This window comes from Paenibacillus protaetiae (genome assembly GCF_004135365.1).
Taxonomy (GTDB): Bacteria; Bacillota; Bacilli; order Paenibacillales; family Paenibacillaceae; genus Paenibacillus_AP; species Paenibacillus_AP protaetiae.
This window is the reverse complement of record NZ_CP035492.1, coordinates 586,053-597,745: the sequence shown is the minus strand read 5'-3', so window position 1 is coordinate 597,745 and position 11,693 is coordinate 586,053. Positions and strand designations below refer to the sequence as shown.

General features: G+C 50.7%; 11 protein-coding genes. 1 reads left to right on the top strand and 10 read right to left on the bottom strand.

The features are described 5' to 3' along the window. Positions 1 to 24 precede the first annotated feature (24 nt). From ET464_RS02485 to ET464_RS02440, 10 genes are all read right to left on the bottom strand, one after another. Positions 25 to 2,334, bottom strand: a complete 2,310-nt coding sequence (locus ET464_RS02485; protein WP_244226639.1) for a PASTA domain-containing penicillin-binding protein — start codon at positions 2,332 to 2,334, stop codon at positions 25 to 27. A gap of 56 nt (positions 2,335 to 2,390) precedes the next feature. Next, positions 2,391 to 2,801, bottom strand: coding sequence for a cell division protein FtsL (gene ftsL / locus ET464_RS02480; RefSeq protein ID WP_129437963.1), 411 nt, complete (start codon positions 2,799 to 2,801; stop codon positions 2,391 to 2,393). 319 nt (positions 2,802 to 3,120) lie between these two features. Then, positions 3,121 to 4,071 carry a 16S rRNA (cytosine(1402)-N(4))-methyltransferase RsmH gene (gene rsmH, locus ET464_RS02475; RefSeq protein WP_208543889.1) on the bottom strand — a complete coding sequence of 317 codons (951 nt, stop codon included), beginning with the start codon at positions 4,069 to 4,071 and terminating at the stop codon, positions 3,121 to 3,123. 37 nt (positions 4,072 to 4,108) lie between these two features. Then, positions 4,109 to 4,546 carry a division/cell wall cluster transcriptional repressor MraZ gene (gene mraZ / locus ET464_RS02470; RefSeq protein WP_129437959.1) on the bottom strand — a complete coding sequence of 146 codons (438 nt, stop codon included), beginning with the start codon at positions 4,544 to 4,546 and terminating at the stop codon, positions 4,109 to 4,111. Positions 4,547 to 4,690: 144 nt separating this feature from the next. Next, positions 4,691 to 5,602 carry an arginase gene (gene rocF / locus ET464_RS02465; RefSeq protein ID WP_129437957.1) on the bottom strand — a complete coding sequence of 304 codons (912 nt, stop codon included), beginning with the start codon at positions 5,600 to 5,602 and terminating at the stop codon, positions 4,691 to 4,693. A gap of 151 nt (positions 5,603 to 5,753) precedes the next feature. After that, positions 5,754 to 6,977: an adenosylhomocysteinase gene (locus ET464_RS02460; RefSeq protein ID WP_425271753.1), complete on the bottom strand. Its 1,224-nt coding sequence runs from the start codon at positions 6,975 to 6,977 to the stop codon at positions 5,754 to 5,756. A gap of 35 nt (positions 6,978 to 7,012) precedes the next feature. Next, positions 7,013 to 8,665, bottom strand: coding sequence for a bacillithiol biosynthesis cysteine-adding enzyme BshC (gene bshC, locus ET464_RS02455; protein WP_129444004.1), 1,653 nt, complete (start codon positions 8,663 to 8,665; stop codon positions 7,013 to 7,015). 201 nt (positions 8,666 to 8,866) lie between these two features. Then, entirely contained in the window at positions 8,867 to 9,259 is a 393-nt protein-coding gene (locus ET464_RS02450; RefSeq protein WP_341869773.1) for a DUF3397 domain-containing protein, read from the bottom strand. Positions 9,260 to 9,282: 23 nt separating this feature from the next. After that, entirely contained in the window at positions 9,283 to 10,320 is a 1,038-nt protein-coding gene (locus tag ET464_RS02445) for a ketopantoate reductase family protein (protein WP_165279873.1), read from the bottom strand. A gap of 106 nt (positions 10,321 to 10,426) precedes the next feature. After that, positions 10,427 to 11,077, bottom strand: coding sequence for an RsfA family transcriptional regulator (locus ET464_RS02440; RefSeq protein ID WP_129437949.1), 651 nt, complete (start codon positions 11,075 to 11,077; stop codon positions 10,427 to 10,429). 277 nt (positions 11,078 to 11,354) lie between these two features. Here ET464_RS02440 and ET464_RS02435 point away from each other — a divergent pair, with 277 nt between their 5' ends. Continuing rightward, positions 11,355 to 11,591, top strand: coding sequence for a DUF2626 family protein (locus ET464_RS02435; protein ID WP_129437947.1), 237 nt, complete (start codon positions 11,355 to 11,357; stop codon positions 11,589 to 11,591). The last annotated feature ends 102 nt before the right edge of the window (positions 11,592 to 11,693 follow it).

Below are 11,693 nucleotides of genomic sequence, written 5' to 3'. Positions count from 1 at the left end.
GACAAGAGGGGGATAGAACAAGCATTAGTCTAGCGGCGCTGCTGTGTTGCCAGCCGTGCTGCCGGAGGACCCGGAATCGGCTGTACCGTCGGCATTGCTGGAGCTGCCGTTGTCAGCAGATCCTCCTGTACTGCCGGAATCGCCGTTATCGGCGGAAGCAGAACCGTCCGAGGCGCCTCCTTCTTCACCGGCGGCACTGCCGGATTCATCCGTGTCTGCGTCCTCTTCGTCGGGACCTCCCAGCGGCTGCAGCACCAGCTTTAACACCCGCTGGCCGTTCGGAGTGTCTTCCGATTGGCTGACGACATAACCTTCTCCTTGCGTTTCAAGCCGGATACCCAAAATGGAAGCCATTTCAACTGCGTCGCGCAAAGAAGCGCCCTTCAAATCCGGAATTTGCAGCTTATCCTGCTGCTCGGTAATCAAATAAATCGTTTGCGAAGCATGAACAGCTGAACCTGCAGCAGGTATTTGGCGCAGCACTTTATCGCCTTTGCCAACCGCTTCATACGTAAGCGATTTGTCCTTCAGCCTCGATTCCGCATTCGCAACAGTCAAATTCGATACATCCGGAACGGTAATATTGTCTTCCTTCGCATTGGCGTCATCTTTATTTGGAGTGACTGTTGGGGCTATCCCCATATAACGCAAGCTTTTATACATAATTTCCTGAAAAGCCGGAGCGGCCACCTTACCGCCGCCGGCCGTTGAATCGTTAGGCTCGTCGACGACGATATAAACGACGATTTTAGGATTTTCGACCGGCGCGTAGCCAATAAAGGAAACGACAAACTTATCGGCGGAATAGCCACCTCCGCCTTTAACCGCTTTTTGCGCCGTACCTGTTTTGCCAGCAATCCGGTAACCCTCAATATAAGCGCCATGGCCTGTGCCGATTTTTGCATCCGACACGACCTGCTCCAAATATTCGCCCACCTGCTTGGACGTTTCCGGCGAAATGACCTGCCGCACCAGCTTCGGTTCAAATTTCTGCGTTGTTTTGGTGTTCGGGTCATAAATTTCCTTCACAATTTGCGGCTGCAGCAGCTTGCCGCCGTTGGCGACCGCAGCCACTGCTGCGACCTGCTGAATAGGCGTAACCGATACGCCTTGGCCAAACGCAGCAGAGGCGCTGTCACGAGCGTTTTTGGCATTAAAATTTGCGTTACCTGCCAGTTCGCTGCCAAGCGCGATACCAGTCTTTTGTCCGAAACCAAAATTCATGACATAATCATGAAGCTTTTGCGCGCCAAGCGCCTGCTCCAGACGGACAAACGCCACATTACTGGACCGTTTGAGCCCTTCCAAGTACGTAATCGTTCCCCATCCGTTACGATTAATGTCCCGGATTGGCTTAGACCCGGGAATCTGAATGCTGCCAGAAGGATAGGTTGCATTCGGGTTAAACAAGCCTTCCTGTACCGAAGCGGCCAGCGTCACGATTTTAAACGTTGAACCTGGCTCGTACAACGATTTGGTCGCATGGTTATAATAGTTTTCAAATCCATAATTCCAATAATCATTAGGATTGTACGTTGGCATATTCGCCATCGCCAAAATTTCCATCGTATTGGGGTCAGCTGCAATCGCCGTTATGCTTTTGGGCTGGTATTTATCATAAACCTCCTTAATGGCTTCCTCCACGTAGTTCTGAATCATGCTGTCGATCGTAAGCTTAATATCTTGACCGTCCTTCGCCGGCGTATAATCCACCTCTCCTTTTGACAGCTGTACCTGCTTGCCGTCCTTCATATATTTGAACTCCCCGTTTTCGCCCTTGAGCTGGTCATTGAAATACGATTCAATGCCCGTCATCGGCTGGCCTTCCTTGCTCATGTAGCCAAGCAGCTGTGAAGCCATCGTTTGTTTCGGGTAATAACGTTTCTCATCGTTGATTAAAAGAATACCGTTGTCCTTTTGTCCGGTCTTTTCCTTAATCTGATCGTTTAGAGCAGTGATTTTGTCGGCTGTCGTTTTGTCGATCTTCCAGCCCTCCGGCCTCACTTCACGCTGCACATAATATTTGCCGTTCTCATCCTTGGCGGTTACAAGCGCTTCAATCTCGTTCTCAGGCTTATTTAATATATTGTGCAGCCCTTGAATGACTTCCTCTTGATCGCCCAGCTTGTTTATCCGGTCCGGCTCTACCGCCACGGTATAAGCCAGCGTATCCATCGCAAGAATATTGCCATCGCGGTCCGTAATATTGCCCCGTTTGGCCTTAAGCGTCTCCGATGCCGACCAGCGCGCTTCCGCTTTATGCAGCCAGAAGTCGCCGCGCACAACCTGCACCCAAAAAATACGGCCGATTAAAACAGCAAAAAGGAGGGTCATTATCCCTCCAAAAAGCAGCGTGCGCATTCTAATTCGTTTTCCCGTTCCCATGCCAATCACCTGCTGCCCGTCGCGGCTGCTGAAGCCCCGCCTTTATCCGGATCGACTGTAATCTCGCTGTCCATCGAGCTGATCATTCCTTGCGATTTCGCAATAGCAGTAATCCGGTCCGGATCGCTAAGCGACTCTACTTGCTTTTGCATTTCTTTAATATCTAAATTAACTGCATTATACTCATTTTTTAATTGCTTGATTTCGAGATTCGTATTATAGATTTGAGCGTAACGAAAAATAATAGTCCCCGCTACAACAACAAGCACGACAATCGTGAACAGCCAAAGCAGCTTCTCACGTGTCGGAAGCGGATTCTTTTTGACAACAATCTTTTTGGTTTCACGGTAGACCGGCTGCTGCTCCGGCTTCTTCTTCGGCTGCATCGCCAAATTCCCGTTTGTTGTATAAGCCATCGTTTAATAACCCTCCTTAAGGTTTTGTAAGTAATACCTAATCCGTTAAAGGATTAGGTACGAACAAAAGCCTGCTTCGTAAGCATTTCGCTTGGTTTTGTAAGTAATACCTAATCCGTTAAAGGATTAGGTACGAACAAAAGCCTGCTTCGTAAGCATTTTGCTTGGTTTTGTAAGTAATACCTAATCCGTTAAAGGATTAGGTACGAACAAAAGCCTGCTTCGTAAGCATTTCGCTTGGTTTTGTAAGTAATACCTAATCCGTTAAAGGATTAGGTACGGGGCAAAAGCCTGCTTCGCAAGCAATTTGCCCGCTCCGTTATAGTTTCTCCGCTACGCGCAGCTTGGCGGAACGCGCGCGCGGGTTCATTTCCAATTCCTGCTCGCTTGGCACAATCGGCTTGCGGTTTACCAGCTTAAGCGTTCCTTTGGCACCGCAGACGCACATCGGAAAATCAGGCGGGCATGTGCATTTTTCAATGTACTTGGCAAATGCCTGCTTGCAAATGCGGTCTTCCAGCGAATGAAATGTAATGACGGATGCTCTGCCGCCCGGGGCCAGGCATCTTACCGTCTGCTCCAGCGCATCTTCTTCTGCGCCAAGTTCATCGTTAACCGCGATACGGAGCGCTTGGAACGAACGTTTCGCCGGATGCGGGCCTGTCCGTCTTGCAGCTGCCGGTATCGCAGTTTTGATCAGCTCGACCAGTTCTCCTGTTGTTTCAATCGGCGCTTTAGCGCGCGCCTGCACGATGTTTCGGGCGATCTGCCGGGAAAACTTCTCTTCCCCGTATACCGATAAAATGCGGGAAATTTCCCGCTCTTCCCATTCGTTGACGATTTCTGCCGCTGTCAAATCGGTATCGCGGTCCATCCGCATATCCAGCGGCGCATCGTGGTTGTAGCTAAAGCCGCGATCGGCTTCATCCAGCTGCGGGCTGGATACGCCAAGGTCAAACAGTATGCCGTCGACTTGCGGCAAACCGTCTTTCATCGGAACGCCCAAACCTTTCAACTCATCTTCGAGATAACGAAAATTGCTTTTTACTAATGTGACTTTATCCATATAGGGAGCCAGCCGCACACGCGCATTGTCCAGCGCCAGATCGTCCTGATCGAAAGCAATGAGCCGTCCTCCATCGCCAAGCTTGGATGCGATCCTTTCACTATGTCCCGCTCCCCCAAGCGTACAATCGACGTAGATACCGTCCGGCTTTATTGCCAGACCTTCAACTGCTTCCTCCAGCAGCACTGTAATATGCTGAAACACGTTATATTGCCTCCCGTTCTTTCTGTCAGCCATTCGCTTAGAAGTTAAAATCGAAATCAACCAGTTTTTCTGCGATTTCGTTAAAGGCTTGCTCGGACTGTTCGTAGTAACTGCTCCATGTTTCTTTGCTCCAAATTTCCACACGGCCGGATACGCCCAGCACCATACAGTCCTTATCAAGCTTTGCATATTCTCTCAAATGTCCAGGTATATTTACCCTTCCCTGTTTATCGAGCTCGCATTCGGTTGCACCCGAGAAGAAAAAGCGGGTAAACGCGCGGGCATCCGATTTCATGAGCGGCAATGATTTCAGCTTTTGCTCCAGCACTGCCCATTCACTCGCCGGATAAACAAATAAACAGTTATCAAGACCTCTAGTGGCAATAAAAGAAGCGCCAAGCTCCTCGCGGAATTTGGACGGTATAATGATGCGGCCTTTATCATCAATGCTATGCTGATATTCGCCCATGAACATTAAACCGTTCCACCCTTCCCCCAAGTCTACCACTTTGCACCACTATTCCCCACTTGTTAAGACTAGTTCGCCACCTAAAATAAAAATCCTTCTCGATGAGAAGGATTTTTAGAATTTATTTCATGTGATTAAAAATTATTCACATCAACGGTTAAACAAAGAAGCAACCAGTCCGGCGGCCAGCCTCGCTGTTCTGCCGTCCGGCTGATCCAGCTGCGGATTCACTTCTACAACGTCCATCGAGGTCAGCTTGCCGGAACGCCTTAGAACGCCAAAAGCGGCCGCTATCTCGCCTGGCACGAGGCCGCCTTGCACCGGCGTACCCGTTCCCGGGACATATTGCGGATCCAGACTATCCACATCAAAACTCAAATGAATGCCATCCGTTCCGCGCTGTGCAATTTGAAGCGCTTCCAGCATCGTATTGGCCGCGCCGCGATGTTTTATTTCTTGAGGTGAAAAGCAGCGGATATGCAGATCCTCCATCAGCCTGCTTTCACCGGGATCAATATCTCTTGCTCCTACAAGCGCCAAATGGCGCGGATCAATCGATTGGGCGCGGGGCCAAATATCGGCTAGCTTCAGCTCGGCAACATGCATAGCAACCGCCAGCGGTATGCCGTGCATGTTGCCGGACGGGCTGGTAGCTTCCGTGTTCATATCCGCATGCGCATCCAGCCAAATCACGCCCAAACGGCGGTAATGCTCGCTTATGCCGGCCAGCATGCCCATTGCAAGGCTGTGATCTCCTCCTATGAGCAAAGGAAAACGTCCTCGCCGGACAGCAGCCGAAGCTTGCTGCGCCAGCAGCCGGTTCATGCCCCGTACAGATGAGCTATGCTTCATCGCCCCGATCTGTTCACCCGCGCAGACCTTCTCCAAGCTGACGCTGCTGCCAGCCGGCGGCACCACCCAGCTCCGGTTCACCTTGCAGCCTTGCGCTTCCAGCTTTTCCAGCAGCCCTGCTTTCACTAACGCCTCCGGTCCCCATTCACTGCCCGGTCTGCCCGCACCCTGTCCGAAAGGAACGAGCAACACTTCCATGTCCCGCTGCATTTGATGTCCTCCCCTTCCTGCATAAGCGGCCCTCTTTCCCTTATGCTACGCCGGACATCAACAGCTTGTTACTCCACAAAAAAAACCGCCTGTTGCGGCAGCATCATCGAGATAGCTGCTGTAACAGGCGGCGTGCCGCATAAATTATAATTTATTTCCAGCTGTCCAAATAAGCTTTCTGCTCATCGGATAAGGAATCGATTGTAACTCCAAGCGATTCCAGCTTAAACCGGGCGACTTGTTCGTCCAGTTCGTAAGGGACATTCACAACCTGCTTCGACAGGTTTTTGTAATTGTCATTGACGTATTTCAAGCCAAGCGCCTGCAAAGCAAACGTTGTATCCATAATTTCAGCGGGATGGCCGTCTGCAGCAGCCAGATTGACAAGGCGCCCTTCCGCAAGCAGATACAAGCTCCGGCCATCCTTCAAACGATATTCTTCAATGTTGCGGCGCACCGTACGGATGTCCGCCGCCAGCGCGGCAAGATCCGGCTTGTTTACCTCGACGTCAAAATGGCCCGCATTCGCAAGCAAAGCGCCGCTTTTCATGACGGCATAATGTTCGCCGTTGATGACGCTCTTATTGCCGGTAGCTGCTACGAAAATTTCACCGATTTTCGCAGCTTCCAGCATCGGCAGCACCTTAAATCCGTCCATATACGCTTCAACTGCGCGGATCGGATCCACTTCGGTAACCACTACGCTGGCGCCCAGCCCTTTGGCGCGCATCGCTATGCCTTTGCCGACCCAGCCGTAGCCGACGACAACAACCGTTTTGCCCGATACGACCAGATTGGTAGTACGGATAATGCCGTCCCAAGCGGACTGGCCGGTACCGTAACGGTTGTCGAACAAATATTTGCAGTACGCGTCATTGACGGCAACCATCGGGAATTTCAAGATGCCGTCTTTTTGCAGCGCCTTCAGGCGAATGATGCCGGTTGTCGTTTCTTCTGCGCCTCCGCGAATATTTTCAGCCAGCTCCGGGCGTTCGCCGTGCAAAATGGTCGCAAAATCCGAGCCGTCGTCAATGATGAGATCCGGTTTCGTTTCCAGCGCTTTGACAATCAGCTGTTTAAATTCGTCCATGCCCGGATTATGTTTGGCATATACCGTAATGCCGTCTTCTACAAGCGCCGCGCACACATCATCCTGCGTCGACAGCGGATTGCTGCCTGTAATGGTCACTTCCGCTCCGCCTGCTTGCACCACTTTGGCAAGATAAGCGGTTTTGGCCTCCAGGTGAAGGCAAATGGAAACCTTCAGCCCTTTAAACGGCTGTTCCTTCTCAAACTGCTCGCGAATCCGGTTTAATACCGGCATATGGGCGCTGGCCCAATCAATTTTCAGATGGCCTTCGCCCGCAAGCGACATGTCCCGGACAATGCTTTTGTCTATCGTGTTCAATATTATTCCTCCCGCGATAAATATACGATTCGATGGGTGCCGCTGCGGTCAAACGGCAGCTCCAGCAGCTTGCCAATGATATCTTGTCCGAACCGGTTCCAATATACCGTGCAGTTCACTACCCGTTCCTGAGGCTTGCCCTCCGGACACAAAGTCGAATAAATGCGGTCCAGCTGCCGGATGGACGCTTCGTATTGCTTGCTGAATGCATCTTTTGTTTTGGATTCCAAATATTCAATTTGCTCCACAATCTTTTGCCGGTTTGTCTCCCCAAGCTTGGCAAGCCCTTGTTGAACCGAAGCAGCAAGGCTTACAATCGGTTCGTACAGGTCGTTAAAAGCCTGCTTGGCTGCGGCAAACTTCTCTTCAATGGACAGCTGGTCCTGTTCTTTCAGCCAAGCTTCCTTCCGCTCGTCAAACCGTTTCACCACATCTTCGAAGCTCAGTTCGTATTTGGCCATATGTTTATCAATCGTGCCTTCCACAAGCGTAAACGACAGGCGCGGCAAAATAATCGGCATTTCCATGCCCAGCGTCCGGAACGCCTCGCCGGTTGTGCCCCAATAAGCAATTTCGCCCGGACCAAGCACCGTTGCCAGCACCGGGAACACATAATCCTGCATCAGAGGACGGGTCAGCACATTGTTGCTTAATTGCTCGGGACGGTCTGCCGCAAGCGCCAGCAGCTCCTCCTTCGTCCACGATACAACGCCTTTACGGTCTTGAAACAAGCCGTCGCGTTTATGAAGCAAGGTCCGCTCATTGCCGTTATCCTGTTGAAACACAAACAGATTGGCACTGCCTGCCACCACGTCCGCCTGCAGCGGATAACCAAGCTGCTTCATTTGCTCAGCAGTGCCGGCATAAGCCTGCTCCAGCTCATCGTTCCGTTCGATAAGCCGGGTAAACATCGGGCTCTCCAGCTTGCGCAATCCGGCATCATCCGCATCAATAAGTACAAGCCCTTGCTCGCCAAACAAATAACCGAGGATACGCGCAAAGCTATCCGAAAGCGTGTTCGCGCCTTCCGCCGCTTGCTTCAGCTGCTGCAGCATGCCTTCCTTGAATTCGGAATGGGGCAGCGACTGCTCCAGCTCTTCCAGCGCAGCCGCCCAGCTGCTCTCATCCAGCACCGTACGGCTCACTGCCGTTCTCGGGCCTTCCGGCCGCTGCACGGTCAGCTTGCGCAAACTTTGGTCAGCCGCCATCACGTAAGCGTGATTGGCTTCATCCCAGTCATGATCCTCACCCGCGATCCAGAAGACCGGAACAACGGCTGTCCCCAGCTTCTGAGAAGCGAAGCGGGCAGCCTGAATAATGGTGATTGCTTTATGGATAACCATGATCGGACCCGTCCACAAGCCGGCCTGCTGGCCGCCTACAATAACAGGGGCGCCTTCTGCAATCGATTTGATTGCAAGCATAGCATTGGGATGTGCGTGATGTTTTTCGTTATATGTCCGGAGAACCTTTGCTACATCGGAAGCATCGGCTCTGCTGCCTGGATGATCCTGCAGGCGCTTAAGCCTTCTGCTCCAATCCTCATCCCTTTCCGGATGGTATCCGTATAACGAATCCACATTCGAATCCGTTTGATGGATATACGCTTCCGTCAAAGGCTGAGCGCTTGGCATCATGTAAATTTCTGTTTTCATAGCGCTGCCTGCAACCTCCAATTTGAATAAACCCATTAGTCCTTGCCGCTCTATGAACAAGGCGTCAGATTTGATTGTACACAAAGGATAAGCCTTCCGTCAAAACTGAAATTAAAAAAGTTACAATTTTTACAGCAGCGGCAAGCAAGCCGAAAGCAGCAAAAAAACCTCCCCGAAAGGAAGGTTTTCGCACAAATGCGGCTAAGCTTGAAAAAAAATCGCCTTGCTCGCTGCAATGACCATCAGCAGCACATAAAGCACGCTCATCATAAAAAAACTAAGCCGCCAAATGGCGCGGAACACTTTTTTGACATCGACGGCGCCTTTTTTCCGAAACTGCACATTGCCGAGAAGACCGCCGCCAAGGAGCATAATCAGTAAAATGGTATAAATGCCAAAAGATCCGTCAAACAGCTTATTTAGCAGCATTGCCACGCAGCCGATGAGAAAAACGGTTGTCACATCCATCGCGAGACGAAACGCTTTTTTCCGGTCCTCGGTAATGAATTGGTAACCGAAATAAATAAGAAGGAATGGGATGACAGGTATGACGGCCAGATAGGCATACAGTGATTTCAGTCCATCCAACAACATTTGCACGCAAGATTCGCCCCTTTTTAAGGTTCGCATCGTTTGCCGGATTCATCAGGCAGCAGCTTCTTCACGATGGCCAAAAGCGCTTCATTCAGCGGGGCTTTCGAGCCAAGGCGCTCCGCCAGCCGTACAATCCCTCCGTTAATCCACTCGATTTCGGTTGGGCGGCCAGCTCTTACATCGCTCAGCATAGAGGACACATTCGCCGCGGTTGCGCGGCAAACGCCCATGATGTTCTGCCACCCATCCCCCTGCGGCTTCCAACCCGAAGCCATCAGCAAAGCTGCTGTCTCCTCGTACAAAGCCTCCATTAGCCGCAGACGGAGCGGATGCTCCGGCAATTCTCCGTTTCGTACATCATAAATCGCAGTTAAAGGATTAATAACCGCGTTAATGAGCAGCTTTTGGAAAATCCGATTATTCATATCATTCGACAGAAAGCTGCGGAATCCTGCTGCATTTAAAATGTCAAGGAACAAAATATGCCTATTGTCCGGACGCATTCCGACATTTTCTCCCTTGCCGGTTTCGTTCTCCGCTCCATGGGGGGCAGCCTTCCCGAACCACAGCTCGCCGCGGCCTGTATGCTGAACCGAGCAGCCGTTTATCCGGCGCGCTCCTTCTGTTGTGACGGCGGCAAGAACCTCCGCATGCGGGAGGGAAGCTTCCAGCTTCTCCAAGTGGCCAATGCCGTTCTGCAAGCAAATGATAACCGATCCCGGATGGCTGAGCAGCTCGCCCAAAAACAGGATCAGCTCTTCCGTAATCGCAGCTTGTTTCACCGTTAGCAGCGCCATTCGCGGCTCGCCGCTGGATACGCCGTCCCGGCCGGATATACGGACAGGATATGATGCAACCCGTATATTCGAGGCAGTCGGTCCAGACTCGCCGATCAGCGTTAAACCGCTGCTGTTGATTTCACCCGCCTGCCGCTCTGTTCGGGTCCATACATTTACTTTCTGGCCGCTAAGCGCCAGCTTGGCTGCAAAAAGCAAGCCGATCGAGCCTCCGCCAATGACATCCATCTCCATGTGAAATAACACCTCTGCTGTACGATTCATTTTATCTCCATTATGGCATAACCGCATTTGCAGCGGCTACCGCGAGCCCAGATTTGCAGGAACAGGCCATTAAAAAAAGCCCGCCGCCGGCGAGCCTTTTTTGTGCCTATTCAATTCGTTCCAAGTTGCCGTTCGCGTCCATTTTGAAGCGGGGTTTAGCCTCTTCATCCTGGTTCAGCACGGCAAGCCTGCGCGCGCGATCCATAATTTGAATCAGCGTTTTGTAATCATCGTTTACAGCACGGTAATCAGTCTGAACGTTGTTTACTTCTTTTGATAATCTCTCATTATCCGATTGCAAACGGTATAAATCCTCTTCTTTTTCTTTCAGTTCTTTTTCAAGAGTCTTGATTTGCCTGTTCAATTCCTGGTAGGTCGTCTTCCATTGACGCAAAAAGCGGATCACCGTATCAATGGACAATGCCTCCTCCGTCATAGACACGTCCGTCGTCTTAAATGGCCGTTCCTCCGTTTCAAACACGGATAAAGACGAGACATGCGGGGCAGCAACCGTCTGTTTTTTTAAATAATTTCTTTTTTGCCGTTGTTGCTTGGCAAGTTGTATTGCATCTTCATACCTTTTGCGGACACAGCTGTTCCATCGAAATCCGCAGGCCGCAGAAGTCCTTCCGATCCGTTCTCCTACTTCCTCAAACGCAGCGAGCTGCGTGCTTCCCTCGCGAATATGCCGCAAGGTGACCTCGGCGAGAATCAAATCGTCGTCGGGACTCCAGGCATCTTGTCTGACGGCTGTCATAAAGCCAAAACCTCCTAACGTAAAGGCACTTACTTATCTCTATGCCCTTGGTAGAGTTCATAGAATCTATTGGATACTAATTTGTATATCCATTTTTACATTCACTCATACATAATTTATCGCTTACATGCGCATACTTCTCATAGAACAAGCCGCTACATCCAAAAAATGATAAAATACAACTGTATTTTGTTTATTTTCAGGTTTACAGCAATTCGTGAAAACGCTATAATGATTTTTAGAAAAAAACGGCTCTTCTGGAAAGGAGGATGTTTGTATGGCACGCATGTACCGGGTACTCGGTTTCCTTTGCTTGCTTATCGCGCTGATGGCTTTTGCTGGCCATAAGATCGAATTTTCGATCCTGTTTTTCGCCCAAGCCGTCGCGTTCGTTTTTCTTGGTTATTTAAGGTTTACGGAAAGAACATACATTGTAATGTTTTGGGGATATATGATTATTGCTTTTGTCGGATTCAGCTATTGGTCCGTATTTGAATACAGTAATCCGTTCTAATGGTATACATAACGGATCACAGCGGCTCGGCCTTCTGGCCGGGCCGTTTTTTGTTGCGGGGGGAGCGAGTCCCGCCAACGAGAAATAATAGGCCATGCCCCG

What these genes read in the sequence shown, in the direction of transcription:
- ET464_RS02450 (WP_341869773.1), bottom strand. Translation starts at nt 9,259, where the DNA reads ATGTTGTTGGATGGACTGAAATCACTGTATGCCTATCTGGCCGTCATA.
- ET464_RS02460 (WP_425271753.1), bottom strand. Translation starts at nt 6,977, where the DNA reads ATGTCGCTTGCGGGCGAAGGCCATCTGAAAATTGATTGGGCCAGCGCC.
- ftsL (WP_129437963.1), bottom strand. Translation starts at nt 2,801, where the DNA reads ATGGCTTATACAACAAACGGGAATTTGGCGATGCAGCCGAAGAAGAAG.
- ET464_RS02435 (WP_129437947.1), top strand. Translation starts at nt 11,355, where the DNA reads ATGGCACGCATGTACCGGGTACTCGGTTTCCTTTGCTTGCTTATCGCG.
- mraZ (WP_129437959.1), bottom strand. Translation starts at nt 4,546, where the DNA reads ATGTTCATGGGCGAATATCAGCATAGCATTGATGATAAAGGCCGCATC.
- rocF (WP_129437957.1), bottom strand. Translation starts at nt 5,602, where the DNA reads ATGCAGCGGGACATGGAAGTGTTGCTCGTTCCTTTCGGACAGGGTGCG.
- ET464_RS02445 (WP_165279873.1), bottom strand. Translation starts at nt 10,320, where the DNA reads ATGAATCGTACAGCAGAGGTGTTATTTCACATGGAGATGGATGTCATT.
- bshC (WP_129444004.1), bottom strand. Translation starts at nt 8,665, where the DNA reads ATGAAAACAGAAATTTACATGATGCCAAGCGCTCAGCCTTTGACGGAA.
- ET464_RS02440 (WP_129437949.1), bottom strand. Translation starts at nt 11,077, where the DNA reads ATGACAGCCGTCAGACAAGATGCCTGGAGTCCCGACGACGATTTGATT.
- ET464_RS02485 (WP_244226639.1), bottom strand. Translation starts at nt 2,334, where the DNA reads ATGACCCTCCTTTTTGCTGTTTTAATCGGCCGTATTTTTTGGGTGCAG.